Origin of the sequence: Paraburkholderia ginsengiterrae (assembly GCF_001645125.1) — a bacterium.
In the GTDB taxonomy this organism is placed as follows: Bacteria; Pseudomonadota; Gammaproteobacteria; order Burkholderiales; family Burkholderiaceae; genus Paraburkholderia; species Paraburkholderia ginsengiterrae.
Genome location: NZ_LXKA01000165.1, coordinates 119542 through 139854, shown reverse-complemented (window position 1 = coordinate 139854; position 20313 = coordinate 119542). Strand labels below are relative to the sequence as shown.

The 20313-nt window shown below is 63.9% G+C and carries 16 protein-coding genes; 7 read left to right on the top strand and 9 right to left on the bottom strand.

Annotated features, from left to right (window positions below):
• Positions 1–192: 192 nt before the first annotated feature.
• From A6V37_RS13610 to A6V37_RS13600, 3 genes are all read right to left on the bottom strand, one after another.
• Positions 193–1278: a hypothetical protein gene (locus A6V37_RS13610; protein ID WP_064265812.1), complete on the bottom strand. Its 1086-nt coding sequence runs from the start codon at positions 1276–1278 to the stop codon at positions 193–195.
• 347 nt (positions 1279–1625) lie between these two features.
• A complete protein-coding gene (locus A6V37_RS13605) occupies positions 1626–1892 on the bottom strand; it encodes a hypothetical protein (protein ID WP_064265811.1) in 267 nt (88 codons plus the stop codon).
• A 67-nt stretch (positions 1893–1959) separates the two neighbouring features.
• Complete coding sequence (locus tag A6V37_RS13600; RefSeq protein ID WP_064265810.1) at positions 1960–2193, bottom strand: hypothetical protein; 234 nt, start codon at positions 2191–2193, stop codon at positions 1960–1962.
• Between the two features lie 214 nt (positions 2194–2407).
• Here A6V37_RS13600 and A6V37_RS13595 point away from each other — a divergent pair, with 214 nt between their 5' ends.
• Positions 2408–2731 carry a hypothetical protein gene (locus A6V37_RS13595; RefSeq protein WP_064265809.1) on the top strand — a complete coding sequence of 108 codons (324 nt, stop codon included), beginning with the start codon at positions 2408–2410 and terminating at the stop codon, positions 2729–2731.
• A gap of 446 nt (positions 2732–3177) precedes the next feature.
• Here A6V37_RS13595 and A6V37_RS13590 read toward each other — a convergent pair whose 3' ends face one another.
• Entirely contained in the window at positions 3178–3429 is a 252-nt protein-coding gene (locus A6V37_RS13590; protein ID WP_131799816.1) for a hypothetical protein, read from the bottom strand.
• A gap of 330 nt (positions 3430–3759) precedes the next feature.
• Here A6V37_RS13590 and A6V37_RS13585 point away from each other — a divergent pair, with 330 nt between their 5' ends.
• From A6V37_RS13585 to A6V37_RS13560, 6 genes are all read left to right on the top strand, one after another.
• A complete protein-coding gene (locus tag A6V37_RS13585) occupies positions 3760–4053 on the top strand; it encodes an EF-hand domain-containing protein (protein ID WP_064265807.1) in 294 nt (97 codons plus the stop codon).
• Positions 4054–4163: 110 nt separating this feature from the next.
• Complete coding sequence (locus A6V37_RS13580) at positions 4164–5741, top strand: efflux transporter outer membrane subunit (RefSeq protein ID WP_064265806.1); 1578 nt, start codon at positions 4164–4166, stop codon at positions 5739–5741.
• 4 nt (positions 5742–5745) lie between these two features.
• Entirely contained in the window at positions 5746–6831 is a 1086-nt protein-coding gene (locus A6V37_RS13575; protein WP_064265805.1) for an efflux RND transporter periplasmic adaptor subunit, read from the top strand.
• On the top strand, positions 6828–9959 hold the full coding sequence (locus A6V37_RS13570) for an efflux RND transporter permease subunit (protein WP_064286054.1): 3132 nt from the start codon (positions 6828–6830) through the stop codon (positions 9957–9959). The genes A6V37_RS13575 and A6V37_RS13570 overlap by 4 nt, the downstream gene beginning before the upstream one ends.
• A gap of 21 nt (positions 9960–9980) precedes the next feature.
• Entirely contained in the window at positions 9981–10694 is a 714-nt protein-coding gene (locus A6V37_RS13565) for a response regulator (protein WP_064286053.1), read from the top strand.
• A complete protein-coding gene (locus A6V37_RS13560) occupies positions 10691–12061 on the top strand; it encodes an ATP-binding protein (protein WP_064265802.1) in 1371 nt (456 codons plus the stop codon). The genes A6V37_RS13565 and A6V37_RS13560 overlap by 4 nt, the downstream gene beginning before the upstream one ends.
• A gap of 20 nt (positions 12062–12081) precedes the next feature.
• Here the strand turns inward: A6V37_RS13560 and A6V37_RS13555 are convergent, their stop codons facing one another.
• The 5 genes from A6V37_RS13555 to bcsZ form a co-directional block, all read right to left on the bottom strand.
• Positions 12082–12348 (bottom strand): hypothetical protein, encoded by a 267-nt coding sequence (locus A6V37_RS13555; RefSeq protein WP_064265801.1) that lies wholly within the window; start codon positions 12346–12348, stop codon positions 12082–12084.
• A gap of 133 nt (positions 12349–12481) precedes the next feature.
• Positions 12482–13453, bottom strand: a complete 972-nt coding sequence (locus tag A6V37_RS13550; RefSeq protein ID WP_242665721.1) for a phosphatase PAP2 family protein — start codon at positions 13451–13453, stop codon at positions 12482–12484.
• Between the two features lie 131 nt (positions 13454–13584).
• A complete protein-coding gene (locus tag A6V37_RS13545) occupies positions 13585–14205 on the bottom strand; it encodes a hypothetical protein (protein WP_064265799.1) in 621 nt (206 codons plus the stop codon).
• 167 nt (positions 14206–14372) lie between these two features.
• On the bottom strand, positions 14373–19124 hold the full coding sequence (locus A6V37_RS13540) for a cellulose synthase subunit BcsC-related outer membrane protein (protein WP_064265798.1): 4752 nt from the start codon (positions 19122–19124) through the stop codon (positions 14373–14375).
• Positions 19115–20308, bottom strand: coding sequence for a cellulose synthase complex periplasmic endoglucanase BcsZ (gene bcsZ / locus A6V37_RS13535; protein WP_064265797.1), 1194 nt, complete (start codon positions 20306–20308; stop codon positions 19115–19117). The genes A6V37_RS13540 and bcsZ overlap by 10 nt, the downstream gene beginning before the upstream one ends.
• Positions 20309–20313 lie beyond the last annotated feature (5 nt).

Genomic DNA, 20313 nt, shown 5'->3' with positions numbered 1-20313 from the left:
AGGCGGGACACGTCGATCCGCTTCGGCGGTGTGTCCGTCGGCTGCTGCGTGACACGCTTTGGGAGTCGCAGCGAGGCTGCGCAAGCGTGACGGCTGACCGGGCCGCTACAGCCGGCCCGGTCACTTCACGTTGACTTGCTTGTCTTACCGTTCAACTTATTGCTCAGCTTACCGTTCAGCTTACTGCTCAGATTACTGATTAACGAAAATCAGTCCATGCGGCGTGCCCATGCCGGCGAATACCGGCGTCATTGCCCCGGTGGATGTATTCGTTTGCAGTAGCGTGCCCTGGCCCGCGCTGTAAGCCGTGCCGGCTGTGAAACCTGCGGTTGCGTCGATCCGGTAGATCAGTTGCGCCTTATTGTCGGCCAGCAACATGAACGAATTGCCTGCCGGTGCCCAACGGGTGTCGTCGACGGGCCACGAATTCCCATACAGCGTCAGCGGCAGCACGCTCACTCCCTGACTCGGGCCGGGGTTGGTAACGAACACCAGTTCCGAATCCTGCTGGCTATCCACGACAAGATTGCCGTTTGGATCGGTCGCCATCGAATCAGGATCGGTCATATTGAGCGTGACCGGCGTATTGGTGGGGATGTTGTTCGCGGTTGCGTTGCCCATCAGGACTGGCGTCAGATGGAACGTCTTGTTGTCCGGATTCAGCGTGACGCTATAGACCGCCGGCACGGTGCTCACGCCGTTGGGTGCTGTTGCGGTGGCGGGCCCAACGTTCGGATTGGACGCGCTGGTGTACACCACGCCGTTGAGCTTCTTCATGTCGTCCAGGCCGCCGCCGTGGACCGGCGTGACATCCGGCGTCAGCGTCGTCTGGGTATTCGCCGTGGTGTCGATCACGATGATCATCGTGTCAGCGTCTTCGTTGGTGCTGACCCAGATGGTGTGCGAATCGTATTCCATCAGGCCGTCCGGATGCCCCGGCACATTGAAAACGCGCACGGCGTTGCCGTTCAGGTCGTACTCGATGACCTGGCTCTGCGGTGTGGTGCCTGCCACGTTGGTGCCATCCGGATTGTTATTGTTGTCCTGAGCGATGACGAAAATATTGCTGCCGTGCAGGAGCAGATCGTCAGGACGGAGTGTGCCTGGTACCTTGGCGAACACCGAGATCTTGTAGCCCGTCTGAGCTGCCGCGACCGATGAGGGAACCGGAATGCTCGATTGCGAAGTGCCCGAGCCAGATGAAACGTTGTCGTTTCCTCCACACGCGGCAAGCATCGAAATCAGGCCGGCAATAAACGTTATTCTTAATAATTTCATGGCATTTGATTGTCGTGATTGGGACGCTCATTACCATATATTTCGCGCACTAAGAATTCGTGACGAGGAGCCAACAGAACGCCTTCAGGCGATTATTATTTTTAGTTAGATTTACTAAATAACATATAAATGTTTGGATTGAAAATTAAAGACGTTTCAGGTATTTCACGGTGAATGGAATAAGTGCCGATTGGACAATACAGCAGCAACCTTATCTAAACCTTAAGCAAGGCGGTCGCGATTTCGGAGATCGGGTGGTGTTGGGTGAGGCACGCACGGCTCGATGACTTGAATCGTATTCGAGCCGCTATGTGATCAGGCTGTGGTCCGCCGCGAAAGGTCAGAGGTCAGAGGTCGGCGGGCGAAAGCGTTATCCGTTCGCCGGTGCCTGGCAAGGCTTTCTGTTCGACAACCTGCAAAAGCCTGCGCTTGCCCAGTTCGAAGGCAAGCATCAACTGTTTCGGGGACTCGTTCGCGGCGCCGAGTTTTTCGCACACCGTTTCAGCCGGGAGCGCAAAGGCACAGTATCCCCAGCCGAAACCGTAGGCGGAAAACCATACCGTCGAGTCGGCAGAAAGAAGGGGTGCCGTAAGGCTCGTACGGGGTTGCTTCATGGCTGTCACAATCCTGACCGATCAGTGTATTTTTATTGTCGCACAGCGAACTTACAAAAGACCTTGTTCACTGGATGGCGAACCGGTTGTGCTCGCCGCTATCCGTCAGGCTGGCCAGTGCCTGAGTCCCGTCAACGCGAGCGGCGTCCTCCACGGGGAAGGTCCGCTCACTGAATGCAATCAATTTGAATCCGCTGCCCGCTGCGCGCGGGACGGTAATGCCCCAATGCCAGCCGCCGGCCTGCTCGAAGACATGCAATACAGGGTCGACTGGAGTGGGCGAAGCCTGAGAAGCCGTCATGGCGCACTCTCCCGTCAAATGTCGACCGTCCGCGCAAATTTGCAGACGCTCCAAGTTCAGTCTACAGAAATTTTGCTGCGTTGCAATATCTTGACCGTGGTAAAAATGTCAAATCGTGTAACGTCACAATTTTGAAATCATTTGCTTCTCGGCGAGATGTGCGAATATGACCTGACTGGCTTTTGATCTGAAGAACGTGTTTTACGGGGGCTCCATGGGTAGCAATTCGCTCATTTGGGCAGCGGTGCCGCATAACAGTGACGGCGTCGTCTTTCAGGTTCGCGTGGAACGCGGACTTCAACGGTTCCATGTATCGCGCCGCGTGCTCGAGGATGCCTTCGACCTCGAACCCAAAGCCAAAGACGCGCGACAACTCGAACATTTCTATCTCTACCTGGATCGCATCCTCGCTCGGGCCGCCACCAAACGTGCAACGGCCAGTTCCGACACGGTTGCGCTTCAGACAAGCGATTTCATTTCGGCGAGCAAAGAGCGAAGCAGGTCGGGCGAGCAGATGGCGGCGGGAAGTGCGCCCTGATCCAGCCTGAACGGCTGCGCTGAAAAGCGAGAGTCGCCTCGCGTCACTCCGTAGCGGCGTGACTCGCCGACGCGAAACATTCCTCGGCCGAATCGTCTGGAGATCGAACGATCACCGCCTCGGTTTGTGTCCGATCCGTTCCTCACTGAATCCACGAAAGTGGAGATTGCCAATCGCGCTCGCCCAGGCTACGACCCATGAGGTCGCGAGAGCCTGTTCGACCGACGAATCCGCGCGCATGAGACGCGCTGTTGCAATACGCAGTCGAGCGATTGCGTACACCTTGCGCGCGCATTCCTCATGCGAAAGCAATGTGTCTTTACGCATGGCCGGAGAATGAAAGGAAGTGAAAGAGACGCAGCGAGGTAGAACGCGGCCGTACCGGAAAATCATAAACCAGAAGCGCATTCCACGTCGCGCATGACCGGTTCGAAAGAGCCGCTTTTTTAATCCGCATCATGAAGCGCGTCGCCCCCCGAATTGGCCGCAGACGGCACGGTCACCCAGTCCTTGGTGCTTCGTTCCGCGTAGGTCTGGCTCACGGGCGGCCGGTCCGGCACCGAGTAGTAAACCGGGCGCGGCGGCGGCCCATAGACCACGGCAAGGGGCGCCTGAACGAGCACGCGGGCGAACGCCGTCCAGGTGCAGGCAAGACCGATGGCGGTGATAGTCGAGGCGTAGACAAGGCGGATAGTCAATTGGTACTCCTGATGCGTTGAGGCGCACAGGGCGCCGGCACGCCAAAGATACGCAAGGCGCCGCCGAAACGGCATCGCGAACTCATTTCATTTCATGTCACGCGCCAAGGCGACGTGCTAGCCAGAATGGAGTGCCTGTGTACGAAGCGCATGCTGTATTGCCGTGGCGGCGCGTTGCGGGGGGAAGGGCGCAGCCGCAGCAAGCCATGACATAAATCGACATGATTCCTTCGTTGCCATCCGGCGGCGCATGCCCAAGAATTCGCCCTGTCATCGCAACGGATCGCGGCACAAGGCAGGCGACGCTCGGTGGATCAGAAGGAGTCAATCATGAAAAAGTTCGTCGCTATCGCTTTGCTGTGCTGCGCATCCACCGTCACGTTCGCCCAGACGGCCGCGCCGCAAGGCATGAATCCGCAGCGCATGGAGCGCATGGTGCAGCAATTGCAAAGCCGCTTCGCCAGTGCCAACACCACCCACGACGGCAAGCTGACCCGCGAGCAGGCCGCCGCGGGCATGCCGATGGTGGCCCAGCATTTCGATGAGATCGACACGCAGAAGGCGGGTTACATCACCTTGCCGCAAATCGAGGCATTCATGCAGGAACGCGGGGCAGCGCACTGAGTTGAGTGAGTAGCGGTGCGAGCATGGGGCAGTGGCGCGGCGGATTGTGCCGTCTGCGCGCGAGCCTTCCTGTCGAACCAACAGCCCGCATTCGACGCTGACAATGCGCGATGAAACCTGCCACCTCCCGCCACCTGCGCCTAGCCGGCGCATTGATTGTCATATCGATGTGCGCGGCGCTGAGTGGCTGCGTGAGCGTCGGCCCCGATTTCCGGCAACCCAGCGTCACGCTCGAAAACCAGTGGCTCGAGAGTCTCCCCGGCGAGGCTCGGGCCGCGCCGGCCACGCAAGCGGCCTGGTGGACCGCGTTCAACGACCCGGTGCTCACCGCGCTGGAGCAGCGCGCGTATGAGCGCAACCTGTCGCTGCAAGTAGCCGGCCTGCACATCTTCAAGGCGCGCGCGCAACTCGCGACCAGCGCGGAAAATCTGCTGCCGCAGTCGGGCAGTGCGTCCGTGGGCGCGAGCCATATCAACTCGAGCGGCATTGGGCCCATTCCGCCGGCTCATCTGTGGGCCGAGCATTTGCGCGTGAACGCAGGCTGGGAGATCGATTTCTGGGGCAAATACCGCCGCCAGATCGAATCGGACCGCGCGCAACTGCGCGTGTCGGAAGCCGCGTACGACAACTCGCTGGTGTCGCTATTCGGCGATGTCGCCAATGCCTACATCGACCTGCGCGCGCTCGAACAGCGTATTGCCGTCGCGCAGCAAAACCTGAAGTCAGTGCAGCAAAGTCTGACGCTGACGCAAGCGCGTCTGAAGAGTGGCGCGGCGAGCCAGCTCGATGTCGAACAGGCCGCCACGCTGGTGGCGGAAACCGAGGCGCAGATCCCGCCGCTCATCAAGGCACGCGCGCAGGATCGCGACACGCTGGCCGTGCTGCTCGCCGATCCGCCGGACGCGGTCGACGCGCAACTCAAAGGCCGCGCCGCGATTCCGGTGCCGCCGACCCAGATCGACGTGGGCATTCCCGCCGACCTGCTGCGGCGCCGGCCCGACGTGCGCCAGGCGGCGCTCAACGCGGCCGCCCAATCGGCGCTGATCGGCGCGGCCAAGGCGAAGCTGTACCCGTCCCTGTCCTTGACAGGCCTGTTCGGGCTGTCCTCGGGCGAACAGCACGGCATTGGTCTGACGCAATGGGGCAGCAAGACCATCGGTCTCTTTTCCGCGGGCGTGACGGTGCCGATTTTCGATCGTGCCCAACTGAAGAACGCGGTGCGGATTCAGGATGCGGCGTTTCAGGAGGCCGTGCTCGACTATCAGAACACGGTGTTGCAAGCGCAGCGAGAAGTGGAAGACGCCATTGCCGGGTTGCGCACCTCGCTCGACGCGCTGGCCGCGTCCGCGCGTGCAGCGGACGCTTCGCAGCGCGCGCTGCGTCTGGCCAACGCGCAGTATCGCGCGGGATCGGTCACGTATGACACGGTGCTGGACGCATCGCGTTCCGCGCTGCGCGACGGCGATTCGCTGGCGCAGAACCAGGGGCTCGCCGCGCTCGCGGCCGTGTCGCTGTATCGCGCGCTCGGCGGCGGATGGGAGGTCGCGCAAGGGCAGCAGGTGGTGAGCGAACAGATTGCCGAACAGATGGCGCAGCGCACGGACTGGGGCCGGCTATTGAACCCGCCTGCGAATTCCGCGCTGGCACGTGCCGGAGCCGGTGCTGGCCTGCCTGAGAATGGGAAATAAGAACATGGCAAAGCGAAGCCTGATCAACACACTGGGGCTGTGCGTCGTCGTCGGCACGGCGCTCGCCGCCTGCCGGGGCGGTAATGTGCCGGCGGACCAGAATGCGCCGGAGCCGCAGGTGAGCGTCACGCGGCCAGTGCCGCGTGAAGTGCGCGACCAGATCGACCTGAGCGGCACTGTCGCGCCTTCCGCCACGGTCACGCTGGTGGCGCGCGTGCAAGGCGTATTGCAGCAAATCGGCTTTGCCGACGGCGCATACGTCAAAGCGGGGCAGTTGCTGTTCCGCATCGAGCCGGACACGTATCGCGCGCAACTGGTGTACGACCAGGCCGCGCTCGTCAACGCCGACCAGGAACTGGTGCGCCAGAAGCAGCTCACCCACGACAACGCGACGTCCGAGTCCACCTTGCAGAAAGCGCAAACCACACGCGACCAGGCGCTCGCTAAACGCGACATGTCGCGCATCAATCTCGGCTACACGGAAATCCGCGCGCCGTTCGCGGGCCGGATCGGCGCGCGTTCGCTCGATGTCGGCAATCTGGTGGGCGCATCCGATTCCACCAAGCTCGCCACGCTGGATCGCATTCAGCCGGTGTATGTGAACTTCACGCTGAACGAACGCGACGCGAACCGTATCGGGCTGTTCGTCAAACCTCCGCGCACCGTGCGGGTCAACGTGCTGGGCGCGCCCGCGGACAAGGGCGAAGACGCCGCGCTCGAATTCGTCGATACACGCGTGGACTCGAACAGCGGGGCGCTCAAGTTGCGCGCCGACATCGCCAATCAGGACGCGCATCTGATTCCGGGCATGTCGGTCGAGGTGCATATCCCCGCCGGTGCGCCGCACAACGTGCTGCTGGTGCCCGATACCGCGTTGCTGCGCGAGCAGGCGGGCGCGTTCGTGCTGATCGTGAACGGCGCAGGCGTGATCGAGAAACGCGCGGTGGCGACCGGCGGCCTGTTCGGTTCGCAGCGCGCCATCATCGGTGGCCTGAGCGGGAGCGATCAGGTCGTGACGGGCGGGGCGCTAGCGGTGGCCCCGGGCATCAAGGTGCAGGTGGTGGCCGCTGCGGCGCAGGGCCAGTCATGATCCGCTTCTTTGTCGAGCGTCCGGTACTCGCCAATGTGATCGCGCTGATCGTGGTGCTGCTCGGCGCGGTTGCACTGCTCAATCTGCCGATCGCACAGTATCCGCCCATCACGCCGCCGACCGTGCAGGTGGTGGCGCGCTTTCCCGGCGCTAGCGCCGCGACGGTCATCGACCGCGTGGCGCTGCCGATCGAAACGCAGGTGAACGGCGTGGAAAACGCGCTGTACATGCAGTCGACCAGCACCAACGATGGCACCTACACGCTGACCGTGACCTTTGCCGTCGGCACCGACGTCGACAAGGCCCAGGTGCTGGTGCAAAACCGCGTGTCGGCCGCCACCGCGCTGTTGCCGCAAGCGGTCCAGCAGCAGGGCGTGACGGTGAAGAAGCGCTCCACCGCGATCCTGCAGCTGTACACCCTGCAGTCGCCGGATCCGAAATACGATTCGCTGTTTCTCAGCAACTACGCCGTGATCTATCTGCGCGACACGCTCGCGCGTTTGCCGGGCGTGGGCGACGTCACCGTGTTCGGCACGGGGCAATACAGCATGCGGGTATGGCTCGATCCGAGGAAGCTGAGCGAGCGCAATCTGACCGCCGCCGACGTCATGCAGGCGATCCAGAGCCAGAGCAAGGACGTGAGCGCGGGCCAGCTCGGCTCCGAGCCGAACGCCGGCGGCCAGGCGTTCCAGCTCACGGTGACGATGCACGGCGCGCTCTCCGATCCGCACGAATTCGACGACATCATCGTCAAAGCGGATCCCAACGACGGCGGCCATTTCGTGCGGATTCGCGACGTGGGGCGCACCGAACTCGGCTCATCCAGCTACGGGCAGTTCTTCAATCTCGACGGCAAGCCGGCGGCGGGCATCGCCATTTATCAGTTGCCCGAAGCGAATGCGCTGGAAGTCGGCAACGCCGTGAAAGCGACCATGGCGCGGCTCGCGAAAGACATGCCGAAGGGTGTCAGCTATCAGTTGCCGTTCGACACGACCGTGTTCGTGAAGCAATCGGTGATCGACGTGTACAAGACGCTGTTCGAGGCGGCCTTGCTCGTGCTCGCAGTGATCCTGCTGTTTCTGCAGAACTGGCGGGCGATGCTGGTGCCGGCCACGACGATACCGGTGACCATCATCGGCACGTTCGGCGCGATCTACATGCTCGGGTTTTCGATCAACCTGCTGACCCTGTTTGCGATCGTGCTGGCCATCGGCATCGTGGTGGACGACGCGATCGTGGTGGTCGAAGGCATCACGCAGCATATCGAGCAGGGCAAGACGCCGAAGCAGGCCGCGATCGACGCGATGCATGAACTGCTTGGGCCGATTGTCGGCATCACGCTGGTGCTGATCTCGGTGTTTCTGCCGTCGGCCTTTCTGGGCGGCGTGACCGGCCAGATGTACCGTCAGTTCGCGCTCGTCGTGGTGGCGACCACCATCATCAGCGCGGTCAATGCCGTGACGCTCAAGCCGGTGCAAAGCGTGCGCTGGCTGCGCCATGCGCGGCCAGGCAAGCCGAATGTGGTGTACCGGGTATTCGACAAAGGTTACGCCCGCGTCGAACGAGCCTATGTGCGGGTGGTGTCGTGGTTCGTCGCGCGTTGCGGACTTGCCCTGACCATTGCGCTGTTGCTCGGCGCGGGGTCCGCCTTTCTGCTGACGCGCGTGCCCACCAGCTTCATCCCGCTCGAAGACCAGGGCTATATGCTGATCGCGGCGCAGCTCGCCGACGCCGCGTCGCTTAGCCGCACACGCGAGGCGAGCACGCAAATCGAAAAGCGGATCGGCGCGATTCCCGGCGTGAGCCACGTGGTGTCGATAGGCGGCATCTCGCCGCTCGACAACAACGCGTCGCTGGCGAATTCCGCGCTGATCTACGTGACGCTCGACGACTGGAGCAAGCGCGGCAAGGGCCAGGATCTGCGCTCGTTGTATATGCGCATGAATAGCGAGCTGGCGAAACTGCCCGACATCCGTTCCGTGGTGATCGTGCCGCCACCGATCCAGGGCCTCGGCAATAGCGGCGGCGTGCAGATGCAGGTGATGCTCACCGACGGCTCACAGAACTACCAGCGCCTGCAGGACGCCACAGACGCGCTGATCGCGAGCGTCTCGAAGCGTCCCGAACTGCAGCGTGTGTTTAGCCCGTTCCGCGCTTCGGTGCCGACCGTCGAACTCACGCTGGACCGCGCCAAGGCCGAGTCGCTGCAGGTGCCGGTCGGCAATGTGTTCGATCTGCTGGAAGACTATGTCGGCTCGAGCTACGTGAACCAGTTCACTGTTTTCAACCACACCTTCCCGGTGTTCGTGCAGGCCGAAGGCGCGTTTCGCCGCGAGACCGACGACATCCGCCGCCTGCAGATTCGCAGCAACACGGGCCAGATGGTCGAGCTGGGTACGTTCATCGGTGCGCATTCGAGCGTCGGTCCCGCGGTGGCGACGCTGTACAACCTCGCGCCGGCGGCCGCCGTCAACGGCAATCCGGCGGCGGGCTACAGTACGGGCCAGGTGATCGCCGCGTTCGAGCAGGAAGCCGCGCGTATTCTGCCCGCGGGCATCGGGTATGAATGGACCGCCATGTCGTATCAGGAGAAGCTGGTCGGCAGTTCGGCGTACTGGGTGTTCGCCGTGGCCGTGTTGCTGGTGTTCTGCGTGCTGGCCGCGCAATATGAAAGCTGGCTGTTGCCGGTGGCCGTGGTGCTGGCGGTGCCGATGGCGCTGCTCGGCACCGCCGGCACGCTCGCCGTGCTCGGCGTCGCCAACAATCTGTACACGCAGATCGGTCTCGTGCTGCTGATCGCGCTGTCGGCGAAGAATGCGATTCTGATAGTCGAATTCGCGCGGCATCTGCGCGCACGGGGCGTAGGCATTGCCGAGGCCGCGATCGAGGCCGCGCGTCTGCGATTCCGGCCGATCATGATGACCTCGTTTGCGTTCATTCTCGGCGTAGTGCCGCTCGTGATCGCCACCGGCGCCAGTGCGAGCGCGCGCCGCTCGCTCGGGATTGCGGTATTTTCGGGGATGCTCGCGTCGACCTGTATCGCGGTACTGTTCATTCCGTCGTTCTATGTTCTGTTGCAGCGTCTGGCCGAACGGCATGCGGCGCGCCAGACGCCGCCCGACGCCTAGTCCGAATCGAGGAGCTTTCGCATGGAACGCCCCGCCAAAATTATCGTGCTCGACGACGAAGTCGAGCTGCGCAACATGCTGCAGCGCTTTCTGCGCGGCCACGGCTTCGATGTGCGCGTAGCGGAAGACGGCAAGCGGCTCGACCGCTATCTGGAGCGCGAACCGTTCGATCTGCTGGTGCTCGACCTGATGATCGGCGAGGAAGACGGCCTCGCCATCTGCGCCCGCCTGCGCGAGCAGGGCCAGACCTTGCCGATCCTGATGCTGACCGCCAAGGGCGATCCGCTCGACCGGGTGGTCGGCCTCGAAACCGGCGCCGACGACTACCTCGCCAAACCATTCCTGCCGCGCGAACTGGTGGCGCGCATCAACGCGCTGCTGCGCCGCCAGAAGATCGCGTCCGGCGACGTCACGGTGACTTCGCAAAGCGTGCGCTTCGGCGATTTTTCTCTCGACGTCGGCAAGCAGCAGCTTTCGCGCGGCGGCGCATTGCTGGACATTCACTCGGCGCAGATGCTGCTGTTGGTCGCGCTGGCGTCGTCGCCGAACCGGCCGGTGAGCCGCGACAATCTGCTGGCGCGTGCGCGGGGCCGCGAGCACGACGCGCTTGACCGCAGCATCGACGTGCAGGTGCTGCGCCTGCGGCAGATCGTCGAGGACGACCCGTCCAAGCCGCGCTTCATCAAGACCGTGTGGGGCGTGGGCTATATGCTGGTCGCGGACGTCGACTCATGACGCGCTCGCTGCTGCAAAGGGCGCTGCCCAGAACGCTGCTGGCGCGCAATATCGCGTTGCTGATCGCGCTCGTCATGTTGAGCCAGGTGTGTTCGATCGGCGTGTTGCTGCGCTATGTGCAGCGGCCTCGCGTCGAACGCGCGGCGGCCGTGTTCGCCACCTACGTGACGACCCTCGATAACCTGCTGGCGGCCACGCCGCCGCAGGCACGCGCCGAATTGACCGGGCGCCTCGATGCCCGCGCGCAACTGCCCAGCGAAGCCCGCGACGAGCCGGCGCCCAGTCTTCTGCGCGCCTATCGCACCTATCAACGCAGCGTGTTTCTCGACAGCCTGCGCTCGCACCTGCCGGCCGACATGCCGGCGCGCTGGCAGTCGGTCGGCGGGCAGCGCCTGTGGATTCGTATGCACGCGCCGGCCGATGCGCCGCAAGCGCCATACTGGATCGCCTTGCCGGTTCCCGAGGATGCGCAGGGCAACGGGCTCGACGCGGCCATCTTCCTGTCGCTCGGTCTGGGCGCGCTGGCGGCGTTGACCGGCCTGCTGATCCAGCGCCACCTGAACCAGCCGCTGCAGGAGCTGACGCGGGCGGCGCGCCGCGTGAGCGCCGGCGAAGCGCCCGCGCCGCTGCCGACCGACGGCCCCACCGAAATCGCCGCGGTGAGCGGCGCCTTCAATCAGATGACGCAGACGCTGCAGCAGGCCGAGGCGACGCGCGCGCTGATGCTGGCCGGCATCTCGCACGACATACGGACGCCGCTGACCAAGCTGCGCCTCTCGATGGCCATGGCGATGCCGGACGGCGGCGACAGCAGCTTCGTGGTGGCCGCCGAGTCGTATCTGGATCAGATCGAGACGATCCTGCAGCAGTTCATGGACTACGCGGGCAGCGGCGAGCGGGAGCAGCCTGAGCGTGGCGATCTGAACGCGCTGATCGAACGGCTGGCGGGCGACTTCGCCGGGCTCGGGCACGAGTTCGAGCTATCGCTCGCGAACTTGCCGCCGCTGGCTTACCGGCCGATCAGCATGATGCGGCTCCTGATGAACCTGATGCAGAACGCGATCGTGTACGGCAAGACGGGACTGGCCGTGCGCAGCTGGGTGACGACGGAGGGGGCGCAAGGGCCAGCGGGCGAAGCGGTGATCGTGGCGGTTGGCGATCGTGGCAAAGGACTATCGGCGCAGGAACTGGAGCAGCTCAAAGCCCCGTTTCAGCGCGGCCGCAATGCCCGCTCGCACAGCGGCGGCACGGGATTGGGACTGGCGATCGTTGAGCGGATCGTCAGGCTGCACGGCGGCAGCCTGCAGTTTCACGCCCGCGAGGGCGGCGGGCTGGAGGTGTGGGTGGTGTTGCCGGTGGCGGCCTAGCGGGGCGGCGCGCGCGTTGCCTACTTGCGATCCAGCCAGGCGTCCAGCCCGACCCGGAACGCGACACCCGCGATTACCGGCACGGTCATCATGAGAATGATGCCGAAGTTCGGCACCTCGTCGCCATACGTGATGGGGCCGTAGAGCACGATGGTTGCCACGATCGCGAAGACCACCACGCCGACAACGACCATCAGAAGATTGCGCGCCACCATGGACACGTCTTTGTGCTGCGTCTTGTCCGGCGTGGTGCCGGCACTGGGGGCGTCGTTGCGTTGGGCAGGCATGATGGTTCTCGTCACGGGAAATAAGGCCGCGTAAGGCGTACCGATGAACCGGAGCGCGCTTAACATCCATATTAGCCGCATTGCCGGCGGCGGGACAAAAAGCGCGATTCCTGTGCGCGAGCCTCGGCGAACCTCAGGGGGCCCAAACAGAAGCAACCGGACGGTCGAGCGGTTGAGCCGCCCGGACAAGGACCCGGCGGACCACCCAGATCACCAGCGCCCCGGCGACGAGTCCTGACAGCACGTCGGCAAGATAATGCCCGCCCTGCGTGAGCGTCGAAACGATCATCAGGGCATTCAGCACCACCGCCAGCGGAAACACAATGCGAACGTGACGCAACGTATACGCGAAGCAGAGCGCAAGAATCGTATGAAGCGAGGGGAAGGAGACCAGCCCTTGCACCGTTGCCAGATGCAATGCATGCGCATGGCCGTCTCTGAAGAGGGCAAAGTCGGACACGGTCGATGCGGTATCGCGATCATGAATGGCGAAATGCACGTATGCGCTTTCCGCAGGAAAAGGCATGGCGATCAATATCACCAGCGTGGCCGATACCATGAACTGCACGACGAACTCCGCATAGTCCTCGGCGTTTCTCGTAGCCGCGAGAATGATCGGAATGGCGAAGAGCTGCCAGGCGCCGGACATATAGGCAATGGCAAGCGCGGTATGGATCCACGGGTGCGACTGAACCCATCGATAGGTTTCCAGCCAGTGGAACCCGAACGCGGAATCGATGGCGATGAAGGTATGGGTGGCAAGCGGATAATTCGTCGTCACGCCCAGGTATTGAAACACGATACATACCTTGGTGAACGCGATCAGAGCGGTGATCCAAATGAATATGGCGAACACGTTCTGATAGAAGCGTGCCCGGGCGGCGTTTTTATAGGGAACGCGCGCGATGACCGAAAGCAATCCGGTTATTGCCGCGATACCGGCAACGAGTACCAGGGTTTGTACGACACTGCCGCGATCGAGCCGAAAACCGATGCGTAATGCCCATATGCAATCGACTAGCAGCATCAGCGCGATGAATAACCATGCCGCCCCGTAAAGTGCGCGAATGTGTTTAGGCATGTGTCCCCCGGTTTTTTTCTGCATTATCTGCGCGACAGGCGGCAACTGGAATAGCCGGCGCCTGTTTTGTCAGATCGCATGCCGTCGCGATACCGTATGGGACGACAAGGAGTGGCGATCGACCATGCGGTTTCGCACACTCCTGATTGAATCGCTCAGAGCTTGGCGGACGAGGATTGCTGTGCGGTTGACGGCGCTTCGGGCGCAACCGGCTGATTACGCGTCCAGTTGATGAATCCGTTCAGCATTGGGTGAAACAGCGGATCGTCGAGGCCCGCCATATTGAAAGCGTTCATGTCGATCAGCAGGACGGTTTTGCCGGTGCTGGCATCAATCGCTTTCAATGTGCCTTCAAACGTGTAAGCGCCCTTGAACACCGCGTTCGGTTCGACGATCAGGAACGGTCCGATTTCCTTGCTGAGGTTGTTCAATCCGACCAGATCCGACACGCTCGGCACTTTGCTGCCAAGATTGCGTTCAATGACGATGGCCTGCAAATCGTCCTTTGTCACGATCTTCTTGAACGTGTGCATTTCCTTGAAAGCCGCCATGAAGAAATCGACAAAGCGCGGGTTCGGGCGCTCCGCGTCGATCTTCAGATAAACCATTTCCGTATAAGCGGGATCGAATTTGTCGGCGACTCGAACGTCAGCCGGTTTGAGCACGGTATGGGTGGCGTAAAGGCCGGACGTGGGATCCGGCTTGTCTACATGCAAGGTGGTATTGCAGCCCGCGAGCAGCGCGGTGAATAGTGCGGCGATGACGATGCGAAACATAAATCCCTCAATGAATTGTTGGGTGGATTATGTTTATATCGGCACAGGAAAATAAATCTTAAGTACTGACGGAATGCATCCGTTTAATCTGAATTAGTGGCGCCGGATATGCTTTCAGTTTTATTTCAATTGATTGCTGAAAGCATTTGCCGGCGGCCACGAACTCATCAATTCGACAACGACAGATAAGGCGAGCTGAGCGGCGCGGGCGGGAACGGCTGCAAGCCCGTCTGCTTGTTGAAGCTGTACCGCACATACACGGCTGCAAGCCACTCGCGGTATTCATAAGCATTGCCGAGCGAAGCAGTCGCCCCGAACGCCAGTTGCGGCGCCAGCTGATATTCGCCTACCGCGCTGACTGAATACGACACGCCGGTCTTGCTCTGGCCAGGATAGACCGCGCCGCTTTGCACCGCGCTGCCGATGAGTTTGGCGTTGGCCGCAGCGGTGGCTTGCAAGCTGGCGCTGTCACCCAGCGGGAAGTAATTTGACGCATCCTGGCGGTAATGCTGCACGCCGATCGATCCCTTCACGTCGTACGTGAATGGGCCGTTGCGCCCGGTCCACTCGACCGGCAAGTTCAGGATCACGTATTGTTGCGGGCTGAAATAACCGCCCTGGCCATACGTGAAGTACGACAGGTTGTTGTTGTAGCCCATCCATGTTGTATTCACACCGATCGTGAGCGTCTGGTCGGCGTCTTTCAGCAGGCGCGTGTAGACGCCGCCGCCGCCCTTGAAGGCGTTATTGCTCTCGACGTTATGGCCCGTGTAGTGCTGATAACCCCCATTCACGTACAGGCCGCTCGTGCCGTCGTCCCATGCCAGGCTGGCGAGGCCGCCCAACGAGGTCACGCCGCCCCATTCGAGGCCGGACCCGGCGTCGCGCGTGCCCGCGTAGGAGAGCAGGCTGTCGGTCACCGCGCGGCGCGCGACGGCGATCGAGTACGTCACTTTGTCTGTGATGGCCCCGTTGTATTGTGCGCCGCCCACGATGTTCGTCTCGCGGAAGCCGATCGGCGTCACCCCGACATCGCCGCTGAGGCTGCGGCCTTCATATCCGACTGAGAGTCCCACACCGGTCGCCGTCTGGCTGCCGTAAGTATTGTTGCCGGCCACCGCCGCCGTCGCGGACGTGCTGTTGGACAGGCCGGCGCCGAACCGCGAGAGCGTCGACACGTTGCCGGCCGCGGTGCCGGCGTCGAGCGTGACAGGCGTGGCCGTGACCACGACGTGGCCGTTGCCCGCTTTGATGCGCCCCTGGATCGGTGCTTCGATGTCAGTGAGGTTCGACAGGCCGTCCTCGCCGCTGCGGTTGCGGAACACGATCCCGCCCGACACGGTGCTCGACTGCTCGCGATTGACCTGCGCCAGTTCTTCGGCGACGCCGAGCGTCTGCGCGTTGGCTGCGTTCGATTGCGCATAGGTGGCGCCGCCGTTCGCGCCGGGTTGCTGCGGGTAGTACGGTTGGGCGTAGCCGGCCGGCGGCTGCGGAATGTACGGCTGCTGTTGCGCATAGTAGCCCTGATTCGCATACGCCTGTTGCTGCGGCGGATACGGTTGGTAAGGCTGATACGGCTGCTGCGCGTAGCCCTGCTGTTGCTGCGGATACGCCTGCTGGCCGTAGTAGGGCTGCTGTTGCTGCGCATAGCCCTGTTGCTGCCCGTACGGCGCCTGGGCATACGCGGCGGATGCGCTGCGGCTGCTCTTCGACGCGCTTTGCTTCTTGCCGGCCGTGCGTTTTGTATTCGTGCCTGGCGTGGCATACGGCTGCGATTGCATTGAACCGGCGTTGGCCTGCGCTTGACGCGCGGCCGGCGACATCGGCCATGGCGTGGCCGCATAGCCGTCCGGTGCGCCGTACTGCGCCTGCTGCGGGTATGGCTGCTGCTGCGGGTAGGGCGCCTGTTGCGGATAAGGCGCCGGCTGCGCATAAGCCGGGTTATACGGCTGCGGCGCCTGCTGCACCGGCGGCTGACCTTGCCCCGGATACGGCTGCAACGGCGCACCCGACTGGCTCGAGCCGTAAGTCTCCTGGCCATAGTCCCCCGCACCGGCGCCTGGACGCGGCGCGTTGTACGGCAGCGCGGCGGGCGCGGCGTTCGGCGTATAAGGTTGCGCGGGCGCGGTATAAGGCGCGACGTAGGGTGCGGGCTGTGCAGGCGGCGGATAGTTCGGCACGGTCTGTGTCGGCAAGGAAGACTGCGAATACGGGAGCGAGGCACGCGCGGCGCTGACGTTCCCGCCCGCGAGGGCGGCATTGTCGGCGTCGCTCGGGGTGACCGTGGCGGTTTTGCCTTCGAAGGGATTGGTGCCCGGCAGCGGCGTCGCGCCGATCCGGCGCATTGCCGCTTCCCAGCCGCGCGGCACGTTGCTCGCCGGGTTGCGCGGGGCGTTGGCCATCAGCGGCGTATTGGCCGCGACGAGCGCGCGCTGCAGATAAGTCGAGGCAAGCGACAGCTTGCCTTCCGCGCGATACATGCGGCCGACCGTAGCGAGCACGCCCGGGTCACCCGGCGCGGCATTCAACGCCTGTTGCGCGAGCGATTCGGCGTAGCTGAACTGCTTCGCGCCGGTTGCGGCGGAAATGGTCGCCTGCAGCAGGTTCAGGTCGTCGGGCTTGCGTTGCAGCGCGACTCGATAGCTGGCGAGCGCGTTGCGGTCGTCGCCGGCCGTCGAATAGAGGCGGCCGAGCGCGGCTTGCAGATCGGGATTGTCGGGCATGGCCGCGAGCCAAGGCGCGATCACGTCGTAGGCGCTGGCGAGATCGCCGCGCTGCCGCACCGTATCGCACTGCTTGATGACAATGCCGAGATTCAGATTGGCGAAGTCGGTGCGTTGCTGGGGCGTCAATGGTGTCGCGGCCAGCCGCCGCATCACCATGCCGAGTTCGGCTTCCTGTTGGGTAGCCGACAGAATGCCCGCGTACTGCAGCAGCAGATCGGTGTTGCCGGGGGCCGCGTTCATGGCGGCGCGCACGAGGCCGAGGGCGCGGTTCGGGTCGCCAGCTTGTTGATAGGCGGCGGCGATCACGCCGATCAGCTCCGGGCTGTTGCCCGCCACCGGCTCGGCGGCGCGCAGCGTGGCGAGCGCCTGTTGCGTCTGGCCGCTGCGCGCCATCCGCGCGGCGAGGTCGGCCTGTTGATGCACCCACAGGCGATGCTGCAGGGTCGTCATGGCGTCGGTGCGTTGCGCGACCGGAATGCGGTCGAGCTGCGCGAGACCGGTCGACCAGTCCTGCGTTTCCGCCGACAGCAACGCGCTCGCATACAGCGCGTCGGTCATGTCGGGATGCGCGGCGAGCAGGCCATCCATCATGCTGCGGGCATTCGCGACCGCGCCCTGGCGCACGTAAATGCGCGCGAGGTCCAGGCGTAGCCACGGATCGTCAGGCGTGTTCAGCAGCGCGTCTTCGAACAGGCTGCGCGCGCTGCCGAGATCGCCGCGCGCTTCGGCGGCGCGCGCTTGTGCTGCTTGCGCTTCGCCGCGCAGGCGGTTGATGCCGCCGGCCTTCGACTGCTGTTCGCTGTTCAACTGGTTGGCGAATTGCAGCGCTTCGTCGCCGCGGCCTTGCGCGGCGAGCGCGCCAACCAGCCCGCGAATCGCGTCGGGATTGTCGGCCTGGCGGCGCAGCGCCATCCGGTACGCCTGTTCCGCGCCGACCGGGTCGCCGTTCGCGAGCAGCATTTCGCCGAGCAGCACCTGGGCGGTGACGTCGGACGGATTCAGCGCGATCGCGCGCTCGAACAGCGACTTCGCCTTCGCGTATTCGCCGTTGCTGCGCGCGCCGATCGCGTCGCTCGTGTAGGTCCAGTAGGTCGCGCTGTCGAGCGCGGTTTTCCAGCGCGCCGGATTGCCGTTGCGCGACGCGCGTTCCAGATAGGTGCGGGCTTCGGCGAAACGTTCCTGCTTCAGCGCGGCGATGCCCATGCCGCCGAGCGCGTCGGTGTCGTTCGGGCTGTTGGCCAGCACCGCCGAGAATTTCGTGCGCGCGGTCGCCACGTCGTTGCGATCGAGCGCGGCGAAGCCGTCGGCGATGGTGCGGCCACGCGCGTCCGTCGCGGCGTTTTCCTGCCCGCGTTCGCGTGCCGTCTTGTCCTGCGACACCATCGAATCGAAGCGCGCCTTGACGGCGGCGTCGTCCGGCGCGGTTTGCAGATACGCCTCGTAGAGCGCCGAGTCGGATGGACGGGCGTCCAGCCACAACAGCGCCTGACGCCAGCTCTTTTTAGCCGCAGCGCCAACCGTGCTGTCGCTCGCGAGCTTCTGCAAGCGGGCGATGCCTTCACGGCGCGTCACGTCGCGATAGGTCAGATGCTGCGCGTAGGCGAGGCCGTAGCGCGGATCGTCGGGATTATCGCGGGCGAGTTGCTCGAGTCCGCGGCGCGCCTGGTCCCAGCCTTGCGGCGTGGCCGACAGCGCCTGGTAATACTCGAGCTGCAATTGCGGCGTGGCCGGCTTGCCGTTCAGCGCGCGCTGGTATTCCTCCACCGCGCTCGCACTCTGGCCGCTTTGCGCGAGCCGCCGCGCGTCGTTCACGGTCTGGTCGCGCAGACTCGATTCGCCGAGGCGCCGGCCGAGTTCATCGATGTTCGGGTAGTTCGGCGCGACCGCCTTCAGGCGCGCCAGATATTGCTGCGCGCCGGCGCCGTCCTTGCGGTCGGCGAGCACCATGCCCATGCCAAAGAGCGCATCGGGCTGCTTGGGATCGAGGCGCAGCACCTTCAGCCACGCCTGCTCGGCCAGGTCGCCGCGCTGATGCGATTGCCAGTACTTGCCCTGATCGATCAGCACATTCAGAGGATCTTTCGACGCCTGCGCCAGCACGTCGGGCGAACCCGCCGCTAAATAGCACACGGAGCACACGGCCGTGACACTGAGCGCGAGGCGCAAGGACAACGCGAGAGCGTTCAATCGCATGCGTTTCTCCAGCTCGGCACGAGACGTCCGGCTTCGTCGAAGCGGTAGCGGCCGTCGATGAAAGCCGTGCCGAACAAGCCCAGCACACGATCGTAGTACACCGGCTCACGGCCCGGCACGCCGGCGTCCAGCGCCGCGAGACGGGTGCGCGCGAGGCCGAGGCCGCGCTCGTCGCCGAGTGCCTTGAAATACGGCGCGAGCGCGCCCCAGTAGCTGAGCGGGCCTTCGCCGCTCGCCGCGCCGGTGGTCGACGAGACCTTCTCGGGCGGAATACCGGTCTGCGCGACGCGCGCTCGCATGCCGCCGAGCGCCGCGAGCCAGGGCTTGGCGAGCGGGTCGGCGGGCGAGGCGAGACCCGCCCACAGATACACGCGAATTGCGTCGTAGCTGCCGATGTCGCCGTTCTTCGGGTCGACCACGAACTGGCCGTTCTGCCACGCCGCCCAGTCGGGAGCGAAGCCCTGCGGCGCGGTGGTCTTGACGAGCTTGTACGCGCTGTCGGCCAGCTTGCCCCACGGACCGTCCGGCGCCTCGTGCGCGAGCGCGCGCAATACGGGCAACGGCAGGTAGCTCGGATTCAGGCGCGTCACGCCGCCGTTCTTGAAGCCTTGCGGCCCGGGCAGCAGCATCGGGCCGACGCCCGGCAAGTTGGTCATTTCCTGGCGCGCGATCTGCGCGGCCAGCGCCTGGCCGAGCTGCGTATAGCTCGCTTCGTGCCACAGGCGGCCCGCTTGCAGCAGGTCGTAGGCGATCCACAGGTCGGAGTCGGACGCGGAATTCGGATCGAGCACGCCGTACGAGCCGTCCGGTTTTTTGCCCCATAGCCATGACGGCAAGCGCACGTTCTGCGCGTCGAACTGGTTGCCGGCGAGGTTGGTGCGGGTCCAGCCGAGTAGCCGGTCGAAGGTCGCGCGGTCGTTCGCGACCAGCGCGAAGAAGAGGCCGTAGGACTGGCCTTCGGACGTGGTCTGCTGCGCGGGCGTGGAATAGTCGATCACGCGGCCGTCGGCCTGCACGAAGCGCTCCACGAAGGTCCGGTAGCTGCTCCAGTCGCCGCAGGCGCCGGGCGTGGAAGCGGTCTGCGACACTCTGACGATGTTGGCGAAACTTGCCGACGCAAAGAACCCAAACCCGAGTCCGAGCGTCAGCGCCATGCTTATTTTCTTGTTGATTCGAACCCGCATATCAG